Origin of the sequence: Pseudofrankia saprophytica (genome assembly GCF_000235425.2) — a bacterium.
GTDB classification, from domain to species: Bacteria; Actinomycetota; Actinomycetes; order Frankiales; family Frankiaceae; genus Pseudofrankia; species Pseudofrankia saprophytica.
The window spans coordinates 1833366-1859742 of the sequence record NZ_KI912266.1; the positions used below are offsets into that span (position 1 = coordinate 1833366).

Genomic DNA, 26377 nt, shown 5'->3' on the forward strand with positions numbered 1-26377 from the left:
TGTCACCCGTGCGTACAAGTGAGCAACGGTCCGCCGCGTCACCGTGTTCCGGTCGCGCGGCGGACGCTCGGTGCCCGAAGCCGCGCGCCGGTCTCGGACGCCGCGCGCCAGAAGCACTGGTGCCGAGGCTGATACGCACGGTCAAAGGCGGTCGGGTTCACTCCACGGCGCGGAGCGGATCATGGGCCGTGGTCAGACGCGCGGACCGCGGGCGATGGCCTCCGGCGTGAGGGTTCCCACGAACGGCAGGGTGCGGTAGTGCTCGCCATAGTCGAGGCCATAACCGACCACGAACGCACTCGGGATGTCGAAACCGACATAGCGGACATCGATGTCGACCGTGATGGCTTCCGGCTTGCGAAAGAGCGCGAGCACCTCGAGCGACGCCGGGTTCCGCGACCGCAGGTTCTTCAGCAGCCAGGACAGCGTCAACCCCGAGTCGATGATGTCCTCGACGACGAGCACATCCCGACCCTCGATCGAACGGTCGAGGTCCTTGAGGATGCGGACCACGCCGCTTGACGACGTCGCCGAGCCATAGGACGACACGGCCATGAATTCCATGGTCACCGGAGTGCGCAGCGCCCGCGAAAGGTCGGCCATCACCATCACGGCACCCTTGAGCACCCCGACGAGCAGCAGCTCTCGGCCGGCATAGTCGGCGTCGACCCGGGCAGCGAGCGCGCGAATGCGCTGCGCGATCTCGTCGGCGCTGACGAGCACCTCGCCGATGTCGCCGGCGAGCGCGGGCGCGACGCCCGGCATGGTCGTCCACGTCGCCTGGGTCGGCTGGGCCGGCGCCGTCTCCTCGTCCAGGTGGGCGTTGTCGAAGTCGGGCATACTCACGTCAGCGTGGCTCACCTGCGGGCCCTCCTCGGCGTCTGGCCGACCGGCGACGCGCCGGCGCGGCGATGACCGCGGGTCCGCCTCCATGGGGCCGGCGCCTCGCGAGTCCCCATCCGCCGCCCCGCGGCGCCCGGACCCGGTCTTACCAGGTCCGACCATGGCGATCCTGTCACCTCGGCGGCGGGCGGTGACGCCCGACGGGAGTGGTACGGGCTGCTGACCGCGCCAACGGGTGACCAGCTCCTCCATCGCCCAGACGTGCTCGGCGCGCAACGCCGACGCGGACGCCCCGAGCGTCAGCGCCGCCCGGCGCAGCACCCGGGTACGCAGCGCGCTCGGCAGGGCGCCGAGCGTGCCGACGTCGAGATCGAGACTGGCCGGGAGAGCGGCGCTCGGGAGCACGTCCGCGGTGCCGGTCGCGGTGTCGGTGACCTGGTCGTAGGCGTCGTCGGTGAGGGCGTCCAGTGCCTCCGCGTCGGCGCGCAGCAGGTCGGCGCTGCGGGCCAGCGCCTCGGCGATGCCCGGCCCCAGCTGCTCCTCCAACGCCGGCAGCAGGCTGTGCCGGACCCGGGCGCGCGCGAACGCCTCGTCGGCGTTCGTCGGGTCGTCCCATGGCTCGAGGCCCTCGCCGCGGCAGGCCGTGCTGGTCTGCTCCCTGCGCAGGCGCAGCAGCGGTCGCCGCACCAGGCCATCCCGGGGGCTCATCGCCCCGAGCGTCCGGGCGCCCGAGCCGCGGGCGAGCCGCAGCAGCACGGTCTCCGCCTGGTCGTCGAGGGTGTGGCCCAGCAGCAACGCGGCGGCGCCCAGCCGGTCGGCGGCGGCCAGCAGCGCCGCCCACCGGGCGTCGCGCGCCGCGCCCTCCGAGCGGGCCGAGGGCGCGACCAGCACCTCCACCGGGTCGAGGCGTAACCCTCTGCCCTGCCCCGCGACCATCTCGGCGCGGGCGGCCGACGCCGGATCCCAGCCATGGTCGACGGTGAGCAGGCCCGCCCGCAGCGCCCGCCGGGGGGCGACGAACGCCGTCGCGGCCGCGAGCGCCAACGAGTCGGGCCCGCCCGAACACGCGACCAGCACGAGCGCGCCCGGCGGCAGGTCCGCGACTCCGTGCCGCACCGCCAGCCGCACCGCCGCCACCGCGGGCGCGGGTGACCCCGGTGGGTACATCCGCCGTTCCGAGGTGGTTACCACTGCCCCCATCGCTCACGTCTGGCGTTGACTACTCCGACCCCTCCGAGCCGACCGCTCCGAGCCAGGTGTCCGACCGCCCCGACCCGCGCGAGACCTGGCCCGCGCGAGACCTGGGCCCAGGGCTTCCTCGACCGAGGCCCGGCTCCAGGGGCTACGCGGAGATGGACGGCCGGCTGCCGAGCACACGCGCCATCCAGGCACCCGGGTCGGCGATCTCGGCCTGGGTGGGCAGCGTGGCGGGTGACTGCCAGACGAGGTTGAACCCGTCGACGCCGGCCTCGGCGACCACCGCGCGCACGAAGGCGCCGCCCTGCCGGTACTGGCGCAGCTTCATGTCCAGGCCGAGCAGCCGGCGGATGAACCGGTCCAGCGGCGACCCGCCGGAGCGGCGGGTGTCGAACTTCGACCGGATGTCGGAAACGGTCGGCACCACCTTGGGCCCGACGGCGTCCATCACCTGGTCGGCATGTCCCTCGAGCAGGGTCATCAGCGCCTGCAGCCGGTCGAGCACGGCGCGCTGAGCCGGGGTCTGCAGCGCCTCGACGACGCTCGGGGCGTCCTGGCCACGGTCGCGCACGGCGCCGCGCAGCGCCGCGACGGCCGAGCGCATCCGGTCGGCGAGCGCGTCCGGATCGAGGTCGGTCGCCTCGATGAACGCGCCGATCTCGGACTCGAGGTGGGCCCGCAGCCACGGCACCGCGGTGAACTGGCTGCGGTGCGTCTGCTCGTGCAGACACACCCACAGCCGGAAGTCGCGGGGGACGACGGAGAGCTGCCGCTCGGCGTGCGCGATGTTCGGCGCGACCAGGCTGAGCCGGCCCACCGGGCCGGTGCCGTCGGTCGCGACGGCGCCGTCGTGAGCCGCGGCGACGGTGGGCGTCGGCCCGTATTCCTCGGGCGGCAGGAACACCTCGTACTGGCCCAGAACCTTGCCCGCGAGGTAGGCGAGCGCCGAGCCGAGCTGTACGCCGGTCACCCGGCGGCCGACCGCGGTCGACAGCGACCCGCGGTCGGCGTCGGTGATGCGATCGAGGAGAGGCGTCGTGATCATTCGTAGGCCGGCGACGTTGGACCGGGCCCACTCGGGCCGGTCGACGACGGCGATGGGCGTGACCGCGGCGGCGGGCGGCCGCAGATGTGTGTAGTCCTCGACGTACCGCTCAGCCTCGACGGCGAGCCTGCGTAGCTCGGTCACGACCTCGTCGGCTTCCGCCCGCGTCAGCTGTGGGCCCGGGCGGACGAGCTTGCGCGCTGTCGCCACCGCCAGGTCCCAGTCGACGGGCTGCCTGTCCACCGGCTGCGCATCCACCAGGCCAGGGTACCCGGTGAGCGCTATCCGATCATGCCTGCTGACCCGTTCTCCACCAACGGGTACCGGCTGGGTGGCTGGGCGATCCGGCCGTCGCCGCTATCCGGCCGACGACTAGCCGGACGGGCCGGACGTTCCCGCGGTCTGGGCGGCCGGTGGCTGGCCGGCGGCCGCGGCGGGCAATCCGCCGGTGCCGGTCGGCGCGCAGCAGGACGCGAGCGCCGCCGCGGCCCGGTCGAGGGCCGCCTTGGCCGCGGGGGACTCCTGGACGGGCGCGAAGAAGCCGAAGAGGAGGAGCCGGCCGTCCCGGTCGACGAGCTCCCCGGCCAGGCTGGTGACGATCCGGAGGCTGCCGGTCTTGGCCCGGACGTCGCCGGCGGCCGCGGCCGTGTCCGCGCCACCGTATCGGTCTCCGAGCGTCCCGGAGAATCCCGCCACCGGCAGGCCGGTGAGCAGGGTGCGCAGCTCGGGGTGGTTCGGCAGCGTGGCGGTCCGCAGGATCTCGACCACCGTGCGCGGCATGATCAGGTTGTCGACGGACAGCCCGCTTACGTCGGCCAGCGTCATCCCGGCGGTGTCGACGCCCAGGCTGGTCAGCACCTGCCTGACGGCGGTCGTCGCGCCCGTGAAGGTCGCAGGCTGACCGTGGGCGTGGGCGACGAGCCGGCCGAGGCATTCGGCCAGGTCGTTGTCCGAGTCGGTCAGCATCCGCTCCACCAGCATCGGTATGGGCGGGCTGTCCGCCGTGGCGACCGTCCTGGCCGCCGGGTCGGCGGTCCCGGTGCCGGTCGAGCCGACCGCCACGCCGGCGCCTCGCAGCGCGTTGGCGAACGCGGCCGCGGCGGCCGCGTCCGGGGTCGGGCTGCGGGACCCGGTCGAACCGGGCTGGGAACGGCCCGCGTCGACCTCCAGCGCGGAGACCGGCGTGACGTTGCCTTCGGTGACGTATGTGTCGTTCCAGCCGGATGCCGTCCTCGGCCCGGAGAACAGGCTGCCGTCCCCGATCACCCGGTCCACCGACGCGATCCCGGCGGCGTGCACTCGTGCCGCGAGGTCCGACAGGCGGGCGCTGGCGCTCGCGGGATAGCCGGCGGGGCCGGTCGCGGCGGTCAGCGTCGGGTCGCCGGCGCCGACGAGCCAGAGCGTCCCGCCGGCCTGGGGCGCGCCGCTCGCCGTCCCGGTGCCCGCCGTCCCGGCGGCGCCCGTGCCGGTGGCCGCGGTGCCGGTGGCCGCGCCGGCGGGCGGAAGGTAGACGACCCGCGTGGTCAGCCGGGTGTCCGGAGTGAAGGTTCGCAGGGCGGCGGTGGCGACGGCGGTCTTCAACGTCGACGCCGGCGCGGTCGGTACGGTGGACCTGACGTCGAACAGCACCTTGCCGGACAGCGCGTCGACGACGATCCCCGCGGGGTTGCCCAGCGCAGGGTCGCCCAGCGGGCCGGCAAGCCGAGCGGCCAGTGTGGCCTGGTCGGGCAGTGGGCTGTCCGTCCGCGGGCCGGCCAAGGCCGGTGCGGTGACGCGCGGTACCGTCGGTGTCGGTGCCTCGACCGGCGCGGGCGAGACGGACAGGGACCCGGCGAGCAACGCGCCGGCCAGCGCCGTCAGGCCGCCGGCCCGAGCACCGTTCATGGGGCGAGCTTAAGGCGCTGGCGGCGAGGCGTGTTCCCTGGACGTGGCCAGTTTCCCGGGGTTCGCGATATTGCTCCGGGGGACTACTCCCAGGCCCCGGATGTCGGGTTTTGCCTGACGGGGGCTGATAGCCGGGCAGGACGTCGTGGATCGGTGGAGGGCGCGGTAGACCGCCAGGGCAGGGTGTAGCTGGAGAGAGTTTTCGGTACTCGGCCCACGTGGGTGACCGCGTTGGTCGATGCGTTCGGGGGAGTGGTCAGGTAGCGGCGTCAGGGCCGGCGTTGACGATCGGGTGTCGGCGGGGTCATCTCGACGACCGGCGCGAGCTGGCGAGGGCTCGCCGGGTGGGATAGCCCACATTGCCTGAGCTGCGGCCTGTGGGAAGTCCGCCGACACTGGACGAGGACGCGGTTCACGAACCCGGAGCGACCGGCGACGCGTCCTGGCGGGCGGATCGCCCTGAACCAGACCGGATCGCCCTGAACCTAGACCGGATCGGATGCCAGGCCGGCGCCGGGATCGATCCGGGTGAGATGCCGGTACCGGCCGCGAGGCCTGGACCGGGACGATGGAGACGAGCCGGCCCACCAGGGCCGAGCGACCAAAGCAGAAGGAGACAGGGAGCGGCGTGGACCTCGAGTTCGACGTGACCATCGAGATCCCCAAGGGGCAGCGCAACAAGTACGAGATGGATCACCACACGGGGCGGATCCGGCTCGACCGGATGCTGTTCACCTCCACCCACTACCCGTCCGACTACGGGTTCATCGAGGGCACGCTTGGCCGCGACGGCGACCCGCTGGACGCGCTGGTGCTGCTCGAGGAGCCCACCTTCCCGGGCTGCCTGGTGCGCTGCCGGACGATCGGCATGTTCCAGATGACCGACGAGAAGGGCCCGGACGACAAGGTCCTGTGCGTGCCGGTGGCGGACATCCGCCAGGAGCACCTGCGTGACATCCGTCACCTGCCGGAGTTCGACCGGCTGGAGATCCAGCACTTCTTCGAGGTCTACAAGGACCTTGAGCCCGGAAAGTCGGTCGAGGGCGCGAGCTGGGTCGGCCGTGCGGACGCCGAGCGCGAGATCCTCGCCTCGATCGAGCGGCTGAAGGACGACGAGGCCGAGCACGCGGAGCCGGTCGTCAGCGAGGCCAAGGACGAGGCCAAGTCCGCCTGACTCGGCGCCACCTCGTATCGCGAGGCCCCGGCTGGTTCTTCTTCGAACCACCGGGGCCTTCACCTTTCCGCCGCCCTCCTGCCTGCCACCGCCTCTGCGCCGGCCGCGGCTCCGTGAGCGTTACCGGGTGACCGCGTTGCCGCGTTACCGGGTGACCAGTGTGCGGCGCTTGTCGTGCAGCCAGCGCGTGCCGCGGCCGGCGTGCTGGTCGAGCGCTCGCACCGCCGGGAGCTGGGCCGCCCGCAGTATCTGGTAGCGCAGAGATGTCTCGTCACCCTGGCGGGTGGCCATCTTGAACGCGAACGCCACCGGGTCCGGTGCCTCGCCGGTGGACGGGCGCTCGCCGTCCATGGGCTGGGTGGCGGTGCTCAGCCGGTCGAGCTGACCGTCCACGCCCTCGAACCACGACATGCTGATGCGAGCCCGCTCCTGCATGGGCCCGAGCGCCGCGTGGCCGGACTGGTCGAAGTCCCGCAGCGCCGCGGGGACGTCCGCGTGCTTGTGCAGGAAACGGTCGAGCATGATGGCATCCATGATCGCGAGTGCGGTGCCCGAACCCAGGGTGAAATGGGTGGTGTGGGCGGCGTCGCCCAGCAGCACGATGTTCTCGTGGCACCAGGAGCGATTGGCGACGTGGGTGAACTGCTGCCAGCGTGCCGGCCGGCCATGGCAGTCGCTGAGCAGCCGGTGACCGCCGAGAGGCCCGTCGAAGATCCTTTCCAGGAGTCGGCAGCCGTCCGCATCGCTTAGCCGGTCGAGACCCAGGTCGGTCCACGTCTGGGGGGCACACTCGACGATGCAGGTACTGATGTCGGCGGCCGACGGATAGGCGTGGAACCAGACCCAGCCGGGTTCCGTGCGCTCGAACGCGAACATGAAGTTCTCGAACCGCCGGTCCGTGCCGAGCCAGATGTACTGGTTGGCGCCGACCTCGATCCGAGTGCCGAACGCGTCCGGGCCGGCGAGCCGCCGTACCTGGCTGTTCGCGCCGTCTGCCGCCACCACCAGGTCGGCTTCCGCCGCAATTGCGTTCAGGTCGTCCTGGTCGGCCACATACTGGTGGTATCGCACGTCGACGCCCAACTCGGCCGCCCGGCGCGCGAGCAGGTCGAGCAGGGTCGCGCGTTGGATGCTGTAGCCGTAACCCGGGAGGTAGGCCGGCTGCGGGCCGCCGACGCTGACGCGCTGGCCTTGCCACATGGTCGACGCCGCCCGCAGCTCGCGCGCGCTGACCGGATCGGACCGGAACAGGACATCCAGCAGCGGCTCCCAGTAGACGACGCCCCAGCCGTGGGTCGCCCCTGGCCGGTCGCGTTCGAGGACGGTGATGTCGTGGTGGGAATCCCGCAGCTTTGCGCGGATCGCGAAGTAGAGCCCCGCCGGACCGCCGCCGACGCAGACGATCTTCATAGGAAAGAACCTCGCAGATAGAGGTGGCGGTGGCCGACAGGCCACCGCCAGAGGGATGCGTCAGGGTGACGCGGTGCCAGATGGGTTGGTGTCAGCACCAACCGCCCCAGCCGCCGCCGTGGCCCCAGCCGCCGCCCCAGCCCCAGCCCCAGCCGTGGCCCCAGCCCCAGCCGCCGAAGCCGAAGCCGAAGAGGCCAAAGCCGTGGGTGCGCTCGCGGAAGGACCCCACGTCCTGAAGGGCTGGCGCCCGATATGTTGCCTTCATGGCGGTTCCTCCGTCTGTGGTGATGTCGCCTTTCGGCGGCCGGCCGGGTAGAACCCCGTCGGTGGTGACCATCGGTTCCGATCGATCAATCTCGCCACCTGTAACCGACCACTAACAGCCTGCCACTTAGCGGTTCACTCCAGGTTCACTACGCTGCGTTCAGCTGGGGCCGGCAGGCCGGGTGAATCTCCTCGGACGGCAATGCCGATGGGGCGCGGCTCTGGGTGAAGACCGCGGAGATACGCGGAGATAGAGGTGGCGGTGGCCGACAGGCCACCGCCACGGGTTGCGTCGGGACGACGCGGTCGGCGGGATGGGTGGGTTACCAGCCCCAGCCCCAGCCGCCGCCGCCCCAGCCCCAGCCGCCGCCGCCCCAGCCCCAGCCCCAGCCCCAACCCCAGCCCCAGCCGCCGAAGCTCCACACTCCGTGGGTGCGCTCGCGGAAGGATCCGGCGTCGTGGAGAGCCGGTGCGCGGTACGTAGTCTTCATGGCCGTTCCTCCGTCTGGTGTGATGGCACCTTTCGGTGTTAGCCAGCCCAGCGGCGAACCAGCCGGCGTTCAAACCACCGGCTTGATCTTCCTCATATCACTTCCTGTGGCCGGCCACTATCAGCCTGCCACCGATCGGTTCATCCTCGGTTCAGCACGCTGGGCATGGTCCGTCCAGCACTCGCTTTCCGGCGGCCGATCCCCCTCGCGACCGTGTCCGGCCGGGAAATGAAATCGCCGGTCCAGATGTCGTCGCGGACCGCGCGGTCACCGAGGAAATGGCCGACTGGCCGGTGCCGACGGCGAGGCTGATGACCTCCGGCCCCGCCTCGATGACCCGGGACGTGACGCGCACGGCCGGGACCCGACGTCCTGCCGCGCAGCCGTATGCGCGCGGCGTACGAGGTACGTATGCGACCTCTCACCCAAGAGCCGGTCCGGATCCTGGCGGCCGAAGCGGCGGCGTGGCGCGGGGGAGCCGAACCCGGTACGGGTAAGGAGGAAGAGGCAAGAAGGAGGTAAAGGCAAGAAGGTGTGGCGCGATGCCGGTGTCTTGACGCCGAGCCCGGTCCAGCCTGCCGCGCCCAGGGTTTCAAGGGGCGGAGCCCCTTGGCGCGGGGTCCGGGGCTCGGCCCCGGAGCAACATGACGGCCCAGGGCGAAGCTGCCCAAAGGCAGCGAGCAGACAACCTCGGCGCGAGCCGAAGGCGGGGATTGAACCCGCGACCTATCGCTTACGAGGCGATTGCTCTGCCACTGAGCTACTTCGGCGTGGTCCAGCGAAGGCTGGCGCGGGTCCGAGTATGCCAGATGGGATGACGTAGCCGACGTGTGCGACCCGGCCGAGTTTCTGTGATCTTGTGGCTGGCGGACGGCGCTGCTGGTTGGGGTCTCGGGCAGGCCCACCGCTGTCGGTCCGAGGTCGCCCTGAGGCCGTGCGGAGGTCGTACGGAGCTCGTACTGACGTCGCGCCAACGATCCCAATCTTGATCGGTCGGATCCGGTGCGACGAAGGGAGTGGCGCGTCGTTCGGGTGGCGCTGACACGGTCCGGGTGATCGCGGCGAGTCGTTTGTGATGTTGGATGTCCGGATCGTGTGGTGACGGGTTGATGTGCGCCTCGGGATGGGGTAGGGACTCCGTTACGGAAAGCTTTGGCTTGGTCACGTGTATGTGTCGGTGCGGTGTCGCAGGTCGACCGAAATCCGTGAAATGCGACCCCGCTCGCAGTGGCACCGGAGAGGTTGCGTAGGGTTTCGCCATGACCGGGGAAGCAGCTGCGACCACGACGCGAGGGGCATCGCTGCTCGTCGCGGAGGATGACGAAGCCTCGCGCGTCGCACTCGCGCGCAGTCTTGAGCGATTCGGATACCGCGTGCTGGAGGCGGCCGATGGCGAGACCGCGCTCCGCTTGTTCCAGACGACGGAGATCGACCTGGTTGTGCTTGACGTGGCAATGCCACGGATGGACGGCTTCGCCGTACTGAGCCGCCTGCGGCAGACGAGCGAAGTGCCGGTGATCATGCTCACCGGCAGGGCCGAGGAGGTCGACCGGGTGGTCGGCCTCGAGCTTGGGGCCGACGACTACGTCGTCAAGCCCTACTCACTGCGCGAGCTGGTGGCCAGGGTTCGCGCCCGACTACGCCGCCGGCCGGTGGAAGCGCCGCCTCAGCGTACTGGCGACGGCAACGAGCCGCTGATCTACGGCGACGTGTCGATCGACCTGCGTGCCCGCGAGGTCGCGGTCGCCGGCGAACGGATCGATCTGACCGCCCGCGAGTACGAGCTGCTCGCCTTCCTGGCCCGGCATCCGCGCCGGGTGTTCAGCCGGGAGGAACTGCTCGAACAGGTCTGGGGCACCCGGTTCCAGGACCCCGCGACCGTGACGGAGCACGTCCGGCGGGTCCGGACCAAGGTCGAGGGCCGGCCGCCGCAGCGCCGGCTCGTCACCACCCTGCGCGGCATGGGCTACCGCTTCGACCCGTGATCTGACCTCGTGACCAGGTGGAGCCCCCCATGCTTTGGCGTGGGGGGCTCCACCTGGTCAGAGCTGGATCGCCTGGTCAGAGCTGGATCGCCTGGTCAGAGCTGGATCGCCTGGTCAGAGCTGGATCGCCTGGTCAGAGCTGGATCGCCTGGTCAGAGCTGGATCGCCTGGTCAGAGCCGGATTGCCCCGCGTCAGTCCGAGTCGGACTGGCGAGAGCGGGCACGTCGGCGGATCCGGCGGTGCCCGCCGTCGTTGGCCGGTGACTCAGGACTCCCCCCGTCCGGCCGCGAACCGGCAGCGGACCCGGCCGCGTCCCGGGTAACGGCGTCCGGGGCCGCCGCGCTCCGGTACGTTCCGGGGACATCGTCGACGCCAGGAGCACCGGGGATCGACTCCTCCTGCTGATCCGGGGGGTCACCCTGCGCGCCGCTGCCGCTGCCGCTGCCGTCGGCGCCGGCGCCGACGCTTCCGCTCCCGCCTCCATCTCCATCCGCGGGTGCACTGCCCGAACCGCATCCGGAGCTCGCGGCGGCCGGATATACGGACTCGTGGGCCTTGCGGGAGGCGCAGACGTCGGCGCGGTCGCAGGCCCGTCGACCGCCGGCGTCGAGCGCCACCACCACCTGCTGGCGGGGTACGTCGTGGCTGATCACCCTGCCGGGGCCATCGGGCGTGCGCGCCCGGGCGCCCACGGCGGGGACCGCGGCGGCGAACTCCTCGTACAGCGGATGCTCGTAGCGCAGGCAGCACATCAGCCGGCCACAGGCTCCGCTGATCTTCAACGGGTTGAGCGCCAGGTTCTGGTCCTTGGCCATCCGGATGCTCACCGGCTCGAAGTCGGTCAGAAAGGTGGAGCAGCACAGCTCCCGGCCACAGGAGCCGATGCCGCCCTGCAGCTTCGCGCTGTCCCTGGCCGACAGCTGCCGCAGGAGAACCCGAGTGTCCAGCGTCCGGTTCAGCTCGCGGACGAGGGAACGGAAGTCCACCCGTCCGTCGGCGGTGAAGTAGATCGTGAAGGTGTCGGCCGCGCCGACGTGGTCCACCCCGACGATCTTCATCGGTAGGCCGTGCTCCCGGACCAGCCGCTTGGCCGCCACCCTTGCCTGGGCACGCCGCCGCCGGGACGCCTGGTCTCGCTCGACGTCGTCGTCGTCCGCGAACCCGACGAGGACCGGCAGGTGGCCGATGTCCTCGGTCACCCACTGCGGCGCCCACATGCAGGTCGCGACCTCGGGGCCGTCGTCGGTGGGGACGAGCACCCGGTCACCGACGCGCGGTGTCAGCTGTCCCGGGTCGGCGTAGTAAAGCTTCCCGCGGGGCGAGAAGGCCACCGCGCACATCATCGACATGCGTGCCCGCCGTCCTGTCGTCTCCGCCGCGAAGTGTCACGGCGTGGCCCGAATGTGGCGGAAGTCGCCGTTCGCCCTGAGCGTACGTCCGCGTGCCCGCGGAGGCACCCTGTTCGTCGCGGTACGGAAACCCCCTGTGCGCCATTCGGTTCCCCGCCGGTTGCGGCGTTCCCGCCGCCGGGTCGGCCCGGGATCGGCCTCGACCGGCGCGCTCGGGACGCCGCCGCCCGAGGCTAGGCGTCGCGGAGGCCGAGGGCGAGCGACTCGACGGCGAGCTGCGCGACGAGGCCGGGGTTGGCGGCAAGCGCGTCTCTCGTCGCCAGGACCGCCTCCAGCCGGCGCAGGGTGCGCTCCGGGGTCGCCGCCGCGGCGAGCCGACCGATCTCGGCGGCGGCGTCCGGGTTCACCGGGTCGACGGTCGCGCCGAGCTGGCGGGCGAGCACGTCACGGTAGAGGCCCGCGAGGTCGAGCAGCGCCCGGTCGAGCGAGTCGAGCACCGTGCGCCGGCCGCGGCTCTTCTGCGACTTCTCCAGGTCCTTGAGCGCCCCGGCGGCGCCGCGGACCATCATCGTCCTGGCCTTCGGCGCGGCTTTCGGCGCTGACTTCGTCGGTCGTTTCGAGCGCCCGGTGGCGCCGGACGAGGTCGCCCCGACGCCGAGCGCCGTGCGCAGTGCCTCCGCCTCCACCTCGTCCCGCTCGCTGTTCGCCGCGTCGGCGTCCGCGTTCGCCGCGGCGACGAGGTCGGCGGCCGCGGCCAGGCACTCGGCCGCGCGGCCGAGCCGGCCGGGCAGTGCCAGCACCTGGGCGCGCCGCGCCCTGGCCTGATCGTCGACGGCGAGCAGCCGTGCCCGGCCGAGATGGCCCTGCGCGGCCCGGGCGGCTACCTGCGCGGCGCGCTCGTCGACGCCGTCGCGCAGCAGCGCGGTGACGAGGTCGTCCACGGAGGGCAGCCGCAACGCCACCACCCGGCAGCGAGACCGGATCGTGGGCATCACGTCGTCCACCGACGGCGCGCACAGCAGGAACACCGACCGGTCGGCCGGCTCCTCCAGCGCCTTGAGCAGGGCGTTCGCGGCGGAGTCCGTGAGCCGGTCGGCCTCCTCGATGAGCAGGATCCGGTAGCGGCCGCTGGTCGGAGCACTCGCCGCGTCCCGGACCAGCGCCCGCACGTCGTGCACGCCGAGCGAGAGCCCCTCGGCGCGTACCGTGCGCAGGTCGGCGGCGGTGTCGGTGAGGACGGTGTGGCAGCCGACGCACTCGCCGCAGCCGGGCAGGCCAGGCGGTTCATCGGGCGCTGGCGCCGCCGTGGCGCGCTCGCAGCTCAGCGCGGCGGCGAAGGTTCTGGCGACGTCGACGCGGCCGGCGCCGGAGGGGCCGGTGAACAGCCAGGAGTGGGTCATCCCCGCCCTGGCGGCGGCGATGGCACCGTCCGGGCCGCCGATGAGCGCGGCCGCGCTGGCGGCCGTGACGAGGGTGTCAACGACGGCGTCCTGCCCGGTGAGCGTTTCCCAGACGCTCACGCCGAGCCCTCCGGGAACCGCGCGGAGCCCAGGGTCGCGACGTCCATGGCGGGGCCGGCCGGCTCGCCGGCGACGCCCTCGCCGGCGACGCCGTGCGTCGCACCACCGAGGCGGCGGGTGACCGCCTGGCGGATCCGGGCGCGCAGCTCGTCCGCCGGCGCGGCGCGGTCGAGCACCAGGTAGCGATGCGGCTCCTCGTCCGCGAGCCGCAGGAAGGCCGCGCGGACCTCCTCGTCGAACGTCAGGACGGGCGCGCCCGCTCCAGGCAGCTCGGTGTCCGACTCGGTGTCCAGCAGGACCGTGACGTCGGGAAGCAGCGACATGGTCGCCCACTGGGCCAGCACGGTCAGCTCGTCCAGCCCGGCGCAGCTCGCGGCGCTCTGGTGCGCGACCGTCGAGTCGACGTAGTGGTCGGTGAGCACCACGGCGCCGCGCGCGAGCGCCGGCTCGATCACCCTGGCGACGTGCTCGGCCCTGACCGCGGCCGCGAGCAGGGCCTCGGTGCGGGGGTGCAGCGCGGCCGATGGGTCCGCCTGCAGCTGGCGCAGCGCGCCCTCCAGCGGAGCGGCGATCACCGCGTCCGAGGCGACCAACACCTCGCGGCCCGCCTCGGTGAGCCAGGAGCGCAGCGCCTCGAGCTGCTCGGCCCTCGCGGTGGCGTCCGCTCCCTCGATCGCGACCAGCAGACCGGCGTGCCGCGGCCGGCGGCTCTGCCTACGGCCGCGCAGCGCGTTCCACAGCTCCGGGAGGACGGGCACCCCGGAGTGGTCGTCCATCTGCCGGTAGGCGAACAGGCCGACGACGATGGCGAGGACACCGCCACCGAGCAGTACGAAGGTCACGCCGTCGGCCCGGACGTTGACGTCGCCCCACAGGTGCACGCTGTGCGAGCCGATCAGGCCGACCAGCGCCGGCGCGACGGCCAGCACCAGCAGCAGGTCGATCCGGACCAGCGACTGCACGAGCGCGAAGGTGCGTCCGCGCAGCTCGTCGGCCACCTCGGCCTGCAACAGGGTGTTGCCGGTCACCCACGCCACCCCGGCGAACATGCCCACCAGCACGACGAGAATGCACGCCAGCACCAGGTTCGGGATGATCGCGACGAACACCAGCGTGATGCCAGCGCCGGTGACGCAGACCCCGAACAGGCGGGTGCGGCTGTAGTCGCCGAGCAGCCTCGGCCCCGCCGCCATCCCGGTGGCGAGGCCGATGAACACCGCCGCGAACAGGACGCCGTAGGCCGCGTCCCCGCCGCCGAGGATCTGGACGTAGAGCTTGCCCAGCGCGATGACGCAGCCGGCGCCGGCGAATCCGCCCAGGATGCCGATGATCAGGCCCCGCACCAGCCGGTCGTTGCCGACGAACTTCCAGCCCTCGGTGATGGAGGCGAAGAAGCCCGGCTCCGGGGCGTGCTGCGGGCGTTCCGCCTTGCCGATCGACTTCAGCCCCCAGATCACCACCGCCGACAGCAGGAAGGTCACGGCGTTGAAGTAGAGCGCGATGTCGACCGACGAGTCCCGGAAGTACGGGTGCCCCGGCGCCAGGCTGCGTGACAGCGTCGCCAGCAGGGCGAAGATCGCCGCCGCCACCGGCGCGCTGCCGTAGGTGGTGAGCAGGCTGAGCGTGTTCGCCGCGGCCAGTCGCTCCTTCGGCACCAGATGCGGAACGCTCGCCTCCTTGGCCGGCGCCCACAGCAGGGTCACGCACTCGATCAGGAACGACGCGATCAGCAGCCAGGTCAGCGTGCCGACGATCGGGATCGACAGGAACAGGACGAAGCGCAGCAGATCGGTGACCACCATGGTCAGCCGGCGGTCGAGCTTGTCGGCGACCGCCCCGGCCAGCGGGCCGAAGATCAGTGCGGGCGCCAGCCGGATGATCAGTAGGGAGCCGAGCGCGTACGCCTGCCCGGAGAAGCCCTTCTGCAGCTGCGTGACCATCGCTGTGGTCGCGAGCAGGCCCATCCAGTCGCCGAGGCTGGACAGCCCCAGCTGGATCCACAGCCGGCGGAACTCCGGGAGGCGCAGGACCGCCCGCACGTCGCCTTCGTCCGAGCTCGCGGGCGCGCGCCGCTCCGGCGGCTCCGGGACGCTCGTGACCGGATGCTGGCCGACCGTCTTGACGGCCCAGCCGGCACGTAGCGGACGGCGCCCCGCTAACCCGCCGCTCGCGTTGTCGACAGACCCGGCGGGCGCGCCGCCCGCCATGGCCGTGTCGTCCGTGAACGGCGCGTCCAGGCCGCCGGTCTCGCCGCCACGGGTGTCGCCTGACTCGGGCGGCTGGCGCGCCGCGGCCTGATTGTCCTTCTCGTCCCCGTGGTCGGGGACCATCAGCCAGCCTCGCTCGCGCCCGGGGTTCCTGCCGGATCGATGGAGCTTGCGGAGTCGATCTGGGAGGTCCGGGATTTGGTCGACCGTCTGGTGGTCGTACGCGTGCCGGTGCCCGCCTTAGTTGTCGACGACGCCTTGGCCTTCGGAGTGGCCTTCGTGCTCGACTTCGCCTTGGCCGTGCCCGCCGCCGGTTTGGCGGCGGACTTGGCGCCTGTTCCGGTGCCCGATCGGCTGGCCGCGCGGCGGGGGGTGGCCGGGCCGCGGGCGCGCCGGTCCGCGAGCAGCTCGGCGGCACGCTCGATCGTCAGGGTCGTGATCTCATCGCCCTTGCGCAGGCTCGCGTTGGTCTCGCCGTCGGTCACGTACGGGCCGAACCGGCCCTCCTTGAGCACCATCGGCTTGCCGGTCGCCGGGTCGGCGCCGAGCTCGCGCAGCGGCGGGATCTCGGCCGCGCTGCGCCGTCCGCGCGTCTTCGGCTGCGCCAGCAGCGCGAGCGCCTGCTCCAGGGTCACCGTGAACAGCTGCTCCTCGGACTCGAGGGAGCGGCTCTGCGTCCCCTTCTTCACGTAGGGGCCGTAGCGGCCGTTCTGGGCGGTGATCTCCTCGCCGTCCTCGCCCGCGCCGAGCACCCTGGGCAGGGTGAGCAGCCGGCGGGCGTCGTCGATCGTGATCGTCTCCAGCGACATGGTCGACAGCAGGCTCGCGGTCCGCGGCGGGTCGGTGTCGGTGGTCACGTAGGGGCCGTAGCGGCCCGCCTTCGCGGTGATGGTCGCCCCGGTCTCGGGGTCGGCGCCGAGGACCCGGTCGCCCGACGGCGCCTCCAGCAGCTCGAGCGCCTTCGGGATCGTCAGCTCGTCGGGCGGCAGGTCCTCCGGCACGCTGGCGCGCCGCTCGCCGTACTGGACGTACGGCCCATAGCGGCCGACCCGGACCACCATGGCCACGCCGTCCTCGGTCTCGCCGAGCGGGATCGAGTTGACCTCGCGCGCGTCGATCTCGCCGAGCCGCTCGCTGACCAGGTGCTTGAGCCCCGCGTCGGCGGCGACCTTGCCGTTGCTCCCGGCGGCGACCTTGCCGTTACTCGCGGCGGCCACCTTGCCGTTGCTCGCGCCGGCCGCCGTGCCGACGCCTGCGCCGTCGACGACCGGCGTGCCGTTGCCCCCGCCGGTCGCGGTGGGGGTGCCGTCGCCGAAGTAGAAGCGGGTCAGCCAGTCCGTCGAGGCCGCCGTGCCGGCGGCGATGTCGTCGAGGTCGTCCTCCATCGACGCGGTGAACCGGTAGTCGACCAGCCGGCCGAAATGGTCCTCCAGCAGTCCCACGACCGCGAACGCGATGAAGCTCGGCACCAGCGCGGTGCCCTTCTTCCACACGTAGCCGCGGTCCTGGATCGTGCCGATGATCGACGCGTAGGTGGACGGCCGGCCGATGCCCAGCTCCTCCAGCGTCTTGACCAGGCTCGCCTCGGTGAACCGGGGCGGCGGGCTGGTGGAGTGGCCGCGGGGGGTCAGCTGCCGGGTCGCCAACTGGTCGCCCTGGCGGACGTCCGGCAGGCGGGTCTCGCGGTCCTCCAGCTCGGCGTCCGGGTCGTCGGCGCCCTCGACGTAGGCACGCAGGAAGCCGGGGAAGGTGATGACCTTGCCGCTGGCGACGAACTCGGCGTCCTCACCCGCGCTGGACGTGCCGCCGATGCGGATGGTGGCGCTGGTCCCGCGGGCGTCGGCCATCTGGCTCGCGACGGTGCGCCGCCAGATCAGCTCGTAGAGGCGGAAGCCGTCGGCGTCGAGCTCGGCGCGCACCTCGCCGGGGGTGCGGAAGGTGTCGCCGGAGGGGCGGATCGCCTCGTGTGCCTCCTGGGCGTTCTTGACCTTCTTCGTGTAGATCCGGGGCTTGTCCGGGACGTACTCCGGGCCGTAGAGCTGGCGAGCCTGCTCACGGGCGGCGGTCAGCGCCGTCTCGGACAGGTTCGTCGAGTCGGTTCGCATGTAGGTGATGAAGCCGTTCTCGTACAGCTTCTGCGCGATCTGCATGGTGCGCTGGCTGGAGAACCGCAGCTTGCGGCCCGCCTCCTGCTGCAGCGTGGAGGTCATGAACGGCGCGTACGGCGAGCGCCGGTACGGCTTGGTCTCCACCGAGCGGACGGCGAAGACGGTGGCGGCCAGCCGCTCGGCGAGGCCGGTCGCGCCCGCCTCGTCGAGGCGGACCACGTCGGCCGACGTGAGCGCGCCGGTGGCGGAGAAGTCGCGGCCGGTGGCGAGGCGGCGGCCGTCGAGCGCCACCAGCGTCGCGGGCAGCAGCGTCGGGTCGGGCGCCTTGCCGTCGTGGCCGACGGTGGCCGCGAACCGGCCCTCGATGTTCCAGTACTCCGCGGATCGGAAGCGCATCCTCGCCCGCTCCCGCTCGACCAGGATGCGCGTCGCGACGCTCTGCACCCGGCCCGCGGACAGGCGCGGCATGACCTTCTTCCACAGCACGGGGGAGACCTCGTAGCCGTAGAGCCGGTCGAGGATGCGCCGGGTCTCCTGGGCGTTGACGAGGTTCTCGTCGATCTCGCGCGGGCTGTCGACGGCCCGGCGGATCGCCTGCGGGGTGATCTCGTGGAAGACCATCCGCTTGACCGGCACGGTCGGCTTGAGCGTCTGCAGCAGGTGCCAGGCGATCGCCTCGCCCTCGCGGTCCTCGTCCGTCGCGAGGTAGAGCTCGCTCGCGTCCTTGACCAGTTCCTTGAGCTTGCTGACCTGCTGGCGCTTGTCCGGGGTGACGATGTAGAGCGGCTCGAAGCCGTTGTCGACGTCCACCCCGAGCCGGGCCCACGGCTTGCCCTTGTGCGCCGCCGGCACGTCCGCGGCGCTGCGCGGCAGGTCGCGGATGTGGCCGATGCTCGACTCGACCTGCCAGCCGGGCCCGAGGTAGCCGGCGATCGTCTTCGCCTTCGCCGGCGACTCGACGATCACCAGCCGGGTGCCCGCGCCACTGGCGGTGGGCCGCCGTCGCCCGGCGCCGCCACGAGCGGTACCGGACGACGTCCCGGCCTCGTCGACCTGCTCGGCCGCGTCCAGGACGTCCTCGTCGACGCCCGGCGGCTCGGCTAGCGGGGTGGACGACCGGGACGGGGTCCGGGCCGTCGTCTTCGCGCGCGGTGGCACTGGTCTCCTCGGTACTGCTGTTCTCGTGTCGTTGTCGACGGTCTCATGGCTGGCGGCGTCGCTGGCTGGCGGCGGCGCCGAGGCTGGCGCGTGCGTGGCCGGCTGGCCCCGGCCACCGCGGCGGCCGGGCCGCCGTCGGGCCGGGCGACCGGCGGGGCGCTCGTGCGCGCCCACACCGGGCTCCACCCCACCCCAACCGGTGAGCCGTCACCGCAACCGGTGCACGTGTCGTGCTGCACGGTACGCCGCGCCGCCCCGGCCGGCTTCTCGCCGCCCGTCCAAGGAGGCCGGCTGGAGGCTCGATCGTGGCACGCGGGTGCGCCCGGGACACGCCCCCGGCCTCCCGAGCGGACCCCACCTTCCCTATCACCTGAACCGCCGTCACGGTAAGGGCTCACGGTGCCGGTGCGCCATCCCCCGAGCGCGTCACGTGACCGACCTCCCCCCGGCCAGGGGGTGCCCCCACGGCGGGTCCTCTAACGACAGTGACCGCCCACCGCCGGCAACACCGGCGGTGGGCGGTCGGAATCCTGTCTGGATCAGCGCCACCCGGGGTGGGAGAACGGCTGACTCAGACGTTCACCTGGTCGACGGTGGACTGGTCCGGTGACACGTCCGTGCCCGGGTTCGCGCCCGTGACCGTGACGTTGGACGAGCCCCCCACCGCCGGAACGCCGGGGGAGGATGGTGCCGCGTCCAGTGCCGAGCCCCACCGCTTGGAGATCACGATCACCGCGGCGATCACGGCCACCGCCACGATCGCGATGAGGATCCGCAGCCACGTGTTCTTGTCCTCGCCGACCGAGAACTTCACCACGGTCGGCGCGATCAGCAGGCTGACCAGGTTCATCACCTTGATCAGCGGGTTGATCGCCGGGCCGGCGGTGTCCTTGAACGGGTCACCGACGGTGTCGCCGATGACCGTCGCCGCGTGGACCTCGGAGCCCTTCCCACCGTGCGCGCCGTCCTCGACCAGCTTCTTCGCGTTGTCCCAGGCACCGCCCGAGTTGGCGAGGAAGACGGCCATCAGCACGCCACCGGCGATCGCACCGGCCAGGAACGAGCCCAAGGGCGGGTAGCCAAGGCCGAATCCGACCGCGATCGGAGCCATCACGGCGAGGGTTCCCGGCGTGATGAGCTCGCGCAGCGAGTCGCGGGTGCAGATGTCGACCACCGCGCCGTAGTTCGGCTTCTCCGTGCCGTCCATGATCCCCGGGTGGTCGCGGAACTGGGCGCGCACCTCCCAGACGACCCGCCCGGCGGCCCGGCCGACCGCGTTGATCGCGAGCCCGGAGAACAGGAACACGACCGCGGCCCCCAGGATCAGGCCGACCAGGGCGTCCGGATAGGCCACGTTGAGCCCACCGACGACGCCGCGGCCTGGATCGGGGCTGACCCCGGCCTTGCCGAGCGCCTCGACGACCGTGTCGGTGAACGACCCGAACAGCGCGGTCGCGGCGAACACCGCCGTCGCGATCGCGATGCCCTTGGTGATGGCCTTGGTGGTGTTGCCGATCGCGTCGAGCGAGGTCAGGATCGCAGCGCCCTCCTCGGTCACCTCGCCGGACATCTCCGCGATGCCCTGGGCGTTGTCGCTCACCGGCCCGAAGGTGTCCATCGACACGATCACGCCGACGGTGGTGAGCAGCCCGGTACCGGCCAGCGCGACGGCGAACAGCGCGACGGTGACACTGCCCGAGCCGAGCAGATAGGCGCCGAACACCGCCGCCCCGATCAGCACCGCCGAGTAGACCGCGGACTCGAGGCCCACGCCGATGCCGGCGAGGATGTTGGTCGCCGGGCCGGTGGTGGAGGCTTCGACGACGCTCCGGACCGGCTTGCGGGCCGTCTCGGTGAAGTAGCCGGTGAGCAGCTGGATCGCCGCGGCGAGCACGATGCCGATCAGCACCGCGCTGATGGCGATCACCCGCGGGTTGCCATCCTGGGTGCTGCCTTCCATGCCGGGGAAGTCGGCGAAGCTGCTCGGCAGGTAGAGGAGCGCGACGATGACGACGCCGATCGCGGAGATCACCGCCGAGATGAAGAACCCGCGGTTGATCGCCGCCATCCCGTTGCGGTCCTTGGCGCGGGGCGTGACGGCGAAGATGCCGATGACGGCGGTGATGACGCCGACAGCCGGGATCAACAGTGGGAACACCAGCCCGTGCGCGCCGAACACCCCGACGCCGAGGATCAGCGCGGCCACCAGGGTGACCGCGTACGACTCGAACAGGTCGGCGGCCATGCCGGCGCAGTCGCCGACGTTGTCGCCGACGTTGTCGGCGATGGTCGCCGCGTTGCGCGGGTCGTCCTCGGGGATGCCCTTCTCCACCTTGCCGACCAGGTCGGCACCGACGTCGGCGGCCTTGGTGAAGATGCCGCCGCCGACCCGCATGAACATCGCGAGCAGCGCGGCGCCGAACCCGAAGCCCTCCAGTACCTGCGGCGCCGTGTCCTGGAAGGCGAGCACCACGACGGCGGCGCCGAGCAGGCCGAGCCCGACGGTGAACATCCCGACGACGCCGCCGGTGCGGAACGCCAGCCGAAGCGCGGCCTTCTCGCCACGTTCGTTGGCCGCCGCGGCTGTCCTGGTGTTGGCCCTGGTCGCCAGCGACATGCCGACGAAGCCGACGAGCGCGGAGAAGATCGCGCCGATGACGAAGAACACCGAGCGGCCGACGCGGGCACCGGTGTCGTCCGCCGGCAGCGCCAGCAGGACGAACGGGATGACGACGACGAACCCGGCCAGAGTCTTGAACTGGCGGCGCAGATAGGCGGCGGCGCCTTCCTGTACCGCTTTGCCGACCTCGATCATCTTGGGTCCGCCCTGGCTGGCCGCGAGTACCTCGCGGACCAGATAAGCGGCCACGAGCAGGGCCAACGCTGCGATGAACGCCACACCGGCGACCAATCCCAGCTGCCCGCCAGTAAGGTCGATCCCAGCGGTCGCGGGTGAGTCCGCGGTTTGGGTCGGGGACATGGCTCCTCCCGGTCTGCACTGTTTGTCCCCTGGACAGCCGGGCATTCGCACGCCGTCGTAGCTAGACGATGCGCGCAGGCCCGACGGTCACAGCAAGCGTCGCATCGGACGACGCCGCGGGTGGCTGGTCGGGGATGTCGTGGGTTCGCGGGTCAAACCGTGGCTGGCGGCGCGCAGGTGACGGCGCCCGGTGGCGTGGCGTCCTTTGCTCGGGGAGTACCACGTCTGCCGGCCGACTCGGTGCCTGCGTTGCCGTCTCGCGGAAGGTCCCTGCCCCACCTCCACCGCACTCCACCGGGAGCAATAACTCCGGTCACGGACGGCCAGCTAGACCGTCTGTGAGATGCGGCGGAGTCTATCCACACGTCTGCGGCGTGCGCTCGTTTTTGCGGCCGACCGCCCCCTGCGGGTCCGTAGGGCACGTGTCGCGAGCGACGTTCCCTCCGGGGTCCCGCGGGGCCGGCCGGCGAGTCTCGCCGTCAGAAGGCGGGGTTGCCCGCCGCCGCCAGGCCGCCCTCCAGGTCGCCCCCGATGAAGGCGGCGGTGTCCCAGGTCATCGTCACCACGGTGCCGACGCCGTCCGGGCGGCTGCGGATCTCGACGTCGTCGACCAGCCCCTCGATCAGCGCCAGGCCGATGCCCGGAGGCAGAGCCGAACCGGTCGCCCCGGGCTCCTGGTCGCCGGGAAGGGCCGCCAGCGCGTCGCCGAGGGGCCGGGCGCCCAGGCCCAGGTCGAGCAGTGCCGGCGCGCCGAGCAGACCGCCGTCCGGGCCGGGCGTCGCGTCGTCGGCGGGCTCCCCCGAATCGACGACCGTGACGGTGAAGGCACCGTCGGCGCTCATCATCCGAACCTCGACCAGGTCCTCGGGCGCCCGCCGCCGGTTCACGTTCACCGCGCGCAGGCAGGCCTCACCGACCGCGAGCCTGATCTCGTCCAGCGCCCCGGACGGCACCCCGGCCCGCCGCGCGACCGCCATGGCGATCATGCGGGCGGTGCGGACATGCCCCGGCAGGGCGGCGAAGCGCAACTCGACGGTGGACATGCGGCCTCCGGGGTTTCTGTCCTGTTGGTAAGCATCGTCCCTGGGGAGGTCCCGGCTCCCGACCAGCCTGGCCCGACCATCTCGTCGCCGAGCGGCCGTGCCTGGTCGGCGCCGGTACCGGGCGAGGGTGGCGCGCGAGCGCCTCGAGCAGCTGCCGGGACCGGGCCGGCCGGTGTGGCCGGTCGGTCCCGCCTCGTCAGGCGATGCTCGGTCCCAGGTCCCAGGGTGGCCGGGGCGGTGCCCCGGCGCGACGTCCTTCAGGCCACCCGCGACCCCGTCGTGGGGACGGCGAGCCGGGTGGCCAGGGCGCCTCAGTCGCTGGCGGAGAGCGCTTCCTCGACGGAGGCATGGATCGGGAAGACCTTGGTCAGGCCCGTGATCCGGAAGATCTTGAGGATGCGCTCCTGCGTGCAGACGAGGCGCAGCGAGCCGTCGTGCGCCCGAACCCGCTTGAGGCCGCCGACGAGGACACCGAGGCCGGTGGAGTCGAGGAACTCGACGCCCTCCATGTCGACGACCAGGTGGTAAGAGCCGGCTGAAACGAGGTCGATGAGCTGCTCACGCAGCTTCGGCGCGGTGTAGACGTCGATCTCGCCGCCCACGACGACGACCGTGTGGTCGCCTTCCTGGCGGGTCGTGAGGGACAGGTCCACGGATCCTCCTGCGTGCTACGTCGACTAGTCGGTCGGGCGCGTGGGTCGTTCAGGTCTGATGGACCCGACTGCAGGCGCCACTACCCCGCGGCGTGGAGGGTCAATCCGACCGCTGCATCACACAGCCGGACGGATAGCTCCACGGGCTGGCATGACCCCACACCACCACGGCCCGACGCGTCGGAATAACCCGGCGCGCCGGACCTGACGCGAACCGACGCCACCGGGAATCTACGCCGGATCTTCTGTTTCCGTCTGCCACTCTCGGTGACCGGCCGGTGAGGCCCGGCCGGAAGGCACCGATGTGGCCTTCCGCCCTGTTCGGCGCAGGTCCACGCTCCGCTGGTCCGAGAGCCGCGCGTGCCCCCGCTCGCACCCGGGCGAACAACCAGGACAGTGCGGCATAGCGCGGCCTGCCTACTCTTGAGAACGCCTGGAGCACCCGAGAACGAGGTGAGCCGGATTGGCCACGTCTTGACCACGTCCGCTGACAAGCGCGGGAGGCAGGAGTCCGAGGTGGGCAGCGACCGCGGGTCCGAGATCCTGTCCCGGCTGCGGGCCGACCGTCGGCGGGACCGATGCGTGACCCATGTCGAGCGAGTTCCCGCGCGGGCGGGGACGGCCGTGGACTGGCCGGAGTGGGCGGACCCGCTGCTGCTGGGGCGGCTGCGCTCCGCGGGCGTCACGGCGCCGTGGAGCCACCAGGTCGCGGCGGCGGGGGCGGCGTTCGCGGGCCGAAGCGTCGTGCTCGCGACCGGGACGGCATCCGGCAAGTCGCTCGGCTACCTGCTGCCGGTGCTCACCACGCTGCTCGGCGACCCGTCGGCGCGGGCGCTCTACCTGGCTCCCACCAAGGCGCTGGCCCACGACCAGCTTCGCGCGGTGCGCTCCCTGGCGCTGACGGCCGTCCGCGCGGCCAGCTATGACGGCGACACGCCGACCGGCGAGCGGGAGTGGGTGCGCGCGCACGCCACCTTCGTCCTGACCAACCCCGACATGCTGCACCGGGGGATCCTGCCGGGCCACCGCCGGTTCGGACCCTTCCTGCGCGGTCTGCGCTATGTCGTCATCGACGAGTGCCATGGCTACCGCGGGGTGTTCGGCGCGCACGTCGCGCAGGTGCTGCGCCGGCTGAGGCGGGTCTGCGCCCGGTACGGGTCGAACCCGGTGTTCGTGCTCGCGTCGGCCACCGTCGCCGACCCGGGCGTCGCCGCGTCCCGGCTGACGGGCCTCGACGTCGACGTCGTCGATGAGGACGGCTCCCCGCGCGGGGCGACCGACTTCGTCCTCTACGAGCCGCCGCTGTTCCTCACCGGCGGGCGCCCGCCAGCCGCCGCCGTGGACGGCCGGATGGCCATGGTGGCTGAAGGCGCCGAAGGTGGCGAGTTCGCCGATGGTGTCGAGGTCGCCGAAGGTGGCGGGGACGCCGAAGGTGGCGGGGACCTGGGTGCCGGTGAGAACGGAGCGCCGGTGCGGCGCTCGGCCACCGCCGAGTCGGCGGACCTGCTCGCGGACCTGGTGGCTGACGGCGTGCGCACGCTGGTCTTCGTCCGCTCGCGGCGTGCCGCCGAGGTGGTGGCGAACTCGGCCCGCCGGGCTCTGGGCCTGGTAGCGCCCGAGCTTGGCGAGCGGGTCGCGGCCTACCGGGCCGGCTACCTCGCCGAGGAGCGGCGGGAGCTGGAGGCCCGGCTGCGTTCCGGCGACCTGCTCGGCGTCGCCGCGACCTCGGCGCTCGAGCTCGGTGTCGACATCAGCGGCCTGGACGCCACCGTGATCGCGGGCTATCCGGGGACGCTGGCCTCGCTGCGGCAGCAGGCCGGCCGCGCCGGCCGGTCGGGGCAGGGCGCGCTCGCGGTGCTGGTCGCCAGGGACGACCCGCTGGACACCTACCTGGTGCATCACCCCGAGGCGGTGTTCGGCCGGCCCGTCGAGGCGACGGTGTTCGACCCCGACAACCCATACGTGCTCGGCCCGCAGCTGGAGTGCGCCGCCGCCGAGCTCCCCGTCACCGACAGCGATCTCGAGCTGTTCGGGCCCGCCGCGCGGCCGGTGCTCGACGACCTGGTCCGGCGCGGCCGGCTGCGCCGGCGGCCGGCCGGCTGGTACTGGACCCAGCGGGGCCGGCCCGACGTCGACATCCGGGGTGTCGGCGGCCCGCCGGTGCGGATCGTCGAGGCCGACACGGGGCGGCTGCTCGGCACCGTCGACGCGGCGACCTCGCACTCGACCGTGCATTCCGGCGCCGTCTATCTGCACCAGGGCGTGAGCTTCGTCGTCGAGGAGCTCGACCTGGAGGAGTCGGTCGCCTTCGCGGCCCAGGCCGCGCCGGACTGGACGACGACGGCCCGCGACCACACCGACATCCGGATCGTCGAGCAGACCAGGGCACGGGTCGTCGACCGTGACCTGGCCGTGTATTTCGGCACGGTCGAGGTGACCAGCCAGGTGGTCGGCTACCAGCGGCGGCTCATCACCACCGGCGAGGTGCTCGGAGACGTCCCGCTCGACCTGCCGCCCCGCCACCTGCGTACCCGGGGGGTCTGGTACGTGGTCTCGGACGGGTTGTTGGCGGATGCCGGCGTCAAGCGGGCCGACGTGCCGGGCGCGGTGCACGCCGCCGAGCACGCCGCGATCGGGCTGCTGCCGCTGTTCGCCACCTGTGACCGCTGGGACATCGGCGGTGTGTCGACCGCGCTGCATCCGGACACCGAGCAGACGACGGTGTTCGTCTACGACGGCCACCCTGGCGGCGCCGGCTTCGCGGAGCGCGGCTATGGGCGTTTCGGCACCTGGCTGACGGCGACCCGTGATGCCGTGTCCGCCTGCGAGTGCCCGGCCGGGTGCCCGTCGTGCGTGCAGTCACCGAAGTGCGGCAACGGCAACGAGCCACTCGACAAGGCCGCCGCTGTCCGCCTCCTCACCACGATCCTGGGCAGGCTGGACGGGCCATGACCCGCCGGGCCGGCGGGCGCTCACCGGGCTGGCGGGCGGTGCCCAGGGCCGCCGCCGGCCGGCCTTCCAGGGTGGCGGCGAGGCCGGCCATGATCCCGGTGGGTTCGGCGAGG

At 72.5% G+C, this 26377-nt stretch carries 16 protein-coding genes and 1 tRNA gene; 3 read left to right on the top strand and 14 right to left on the bottom strand.

The window, feature by feature from the left end:
- Window positions 1–192 precede the first annotated feature (192 nt).
- The 3 genes from hpt to dacB all read right to left on the bottom strand — a co-directional run bounded on the left by hpt (window position 193) and on the right by dacB (window position 4969).
- The gene (hpt, locus tag FRCN3DRAFT_RS0207745) at window positions 193–2010 is read right to left on the bottom strand and encodes a hypoxanthine phosphoribosyltransferase (RefSeq protein WP_007516548.1); all 1818 of its coding nucleotides are present in this window, start codon (window positions 2008–2010) and stop codon (window positions 193–195) included.
- Between the two features lie 175 nt (window positions 2011–2185).
- The gene (locus FRCN3DRAFT_RS0207750) at window positions 2186–3328 is read right to left on the bottom strand and encodes a zinc-dependent metalloprotease (RefSeq protein WP_007516550.1); all 1143 of its coding nucleotides are present in this window, start codon (window positions 3326–3328) and stop codon (window positions 2186–2188) included.
- Between the two features lie 129 nt (window positions 3329–3457).
- The gene (gene dacB, locus FRCN3DRAFT_RS0207755) at window positions 3458–4969 is read right to left on the bottom strand and encodes a D-alanyl-D-alanine carboxypeptidase/D-alanyl-D-alanine endopeptidase (protein WP_007516552.1); all 1512 of its coding nucleotides are present in this window, start codon (window positions 4967–4969) and stop codon (window positions 3458–3460) included.
- Between the two features lie 628 nt (window positions 4970–5597).
- On the opposite strand from dacB, the gene FRCN3DRAFT_RS0207760 reads away from it, so the two are divergent.
- Entirely contained in the window at window positions 5598–6143 is a 546-nt protein-coding gene (locus FRCN3DRAFT_RS0207760; RefSeq protein ID WP_027140358.1) for an inorganic diphosphatase, read from the top strand.
- A 144-nt stretch (window positions 6144–6287) separates the two neighbouring features.
- Here FRCN3DRAFT_RS0207760 and FRCN3DRAFT_RS0207765 read toward each other — a convergent pair whose 3' ends face one another.
- From FRCN3DRAFT_RS0207765 to FRCN3DRAFT_RS0207775, 4 genes are all read right to left on the bottom strand, one after another.
- Window positions 6288–7553 (bottom strand): FAD-dependent monooxygenase, encoded by a 1266-nt coding sequence (locus FRCN3DRAFT_RS0207765; protein WP_007516556.1) that lies wholly within the window; start codon window positions 7551–7553, stop codon window positions 6288–6290.
- A gap of 91 nt (window positions 7554–7644) precedes the next feature.
- Window positions 7645–7818, bottom strand: a complete 174-nt coding sequence (locus FRCN3DRAFT_RS43230; protein ID WP_007516558.1) for a lasso RiPP family leader peptide-containing protein — start codon at window positions 7816–7818, stop codon at window positions 7645–7647.
- A 322-nt stretch (window positions 7819–8140) separates the two neighbouring features.
- Window positions 8141–8308, bottom strand: a complete 168-nt coding sequence (locus FRCN3DRAFT_RS54895; RefSeq protein ID WP_007516560.1) for a keywimysin-related RiPP — start codon at window positions 8306–8308, stop codon at window positions 8141–8143.
- 698 nt (window positions 8309–9006) lie between these two features.
- Window positions 9007–9078 (bottom strand) — tRNA-Thr (locus tag FRCN3DRAFT_RS0207775).
- 489 nt (window positions 9079–9567) lie between these two features.
- Here FRCN3DRAFT_RS0207775 and FRCN3DRAFT_RS0207780 point away from each other — a divergent pair.
- A complete protein-coding gene (locus tag FRCN3DRAFT_RS0207780; protein WP_007516561.1) occupies window positions 9568–10293 on the top strand; it encodes a response regulator transcription factor in 726 nt (241 codons plus the stop codon).
- A 192-nt stretch (window positions 10294–10485) separates the two neighbouring features.
- On the opposite strand, the gene FRCN3DRAFT_RS0207785 is transcribed toward FRCN3DRAFT_RS0207780, so the two are convergent.
- From FRCN3DRAFT_RS0207785 to FRCN3DRAFT_RS0207815, 7 genes are all read right to left on the bottom strand, one after another.
- Complete coding sequence (locus FRCN3DRAFT_RS0207785) at window positions 10486–11643, bottom strand: PSP1 domain-containing protein (RefSeq protein ID WP_007516563.1); 1158 nt, start codon at window positions 11641–11643, stop codon at window positions 10486–10488.
- Window positions 11644–11876: 233 nt separating this feature from the next.
- Window positions 11877–13163, bottom strand: a complete 1287-nt coding sequence (locus FRCN3DRAFT_RS0207790; protein ID WP_007516564.1) for a DNA polymerase III subunit delta' — start codon at window positions 13161–13163, stop codon at window positions 11877–11879.
- A complete protein-coding gene (locus FRCN3DRAFT_RS0207795) occupies window positions 13160–15493 on the bottom strand; it encodes a bifunctional MFS transporter/dTMP kinase (RefSeq protein ID WP_007516565.1) in 2334 nt (777 codons plus the stop codon). The genes FRCN3DRAFT_RS0207790 and FRCN3DRAFT_RS0207795 overlap by 4 nt, the downstream gene beginning before the upstream one ends.
- Window positions 15493–18636 (bottom strand): type I DNA topoisomerase, encoded by a 3144-nt coding sequence (topA, locus tag FRCN3DRAFT_RS43235; protein ID WP_007516566.1) that lies wholly within the window; start codon window positions 18634–18636, stop codon window positions 15493–15495. Before topA ends, FRCN3DRAFT_RS0207795 begins: the two co-directional genes overlap by 1 nt.
- A gap of 571 nt (window positions 18637–19207) precedes the next feature.
- Window positions 19208–21616: a sodium-translocating pyrophosphatase gene (locus FRCN3DRAFT_RS0207805; RefSeq protein WP_007516567.1), complete on the bottom strand. Its 2409-nt coding sequence runs from the start codon at window positions 21614–21616 to the stop codon at window positions 19208–19210.
- Window positions 21617–22095: 479 nt separating this feature from the next.
- Window positions 22096–22659, bottom strand: coding sequence for an ATP-binding protein (locus FRCN3DRAFT_RS0207810; RefSeq protein WP_007516569.1), 564 nt, complete (start codon window positions 22657–22659; stop codon window positions 22096–22098).
- Window positions 22660–22970: 311 nt separating this feature from the next.
- A complete protein-coding gene (locus FRCN3DRAFT_RS0207815; protein ID WP_007516571.1) occupies window positions 22971–23312 on the bottom strand; it encodes an anti-sigma factor antagonist in 342 nt (113 codons plus the stop codon).
- Between the two features lie 516 nt (window positions 23313–23828).
- Between FRCN3DRAFT_RS0207815 and FRCN3DRAFT_RS43240 the strand changes: the two genes are divergently transcribed.
- Entirely contained in the window at window positions 23829–26264 is a 2436-nt protein-coding gene (locus FRCN3DRAFT_RS43240) for a DEAD/DEAH box helicase (RefSeq protein ID WP_007516572.1), read from the top strand.
- Window positions 26265–26377: the final 113 nt, after the last annotated feature.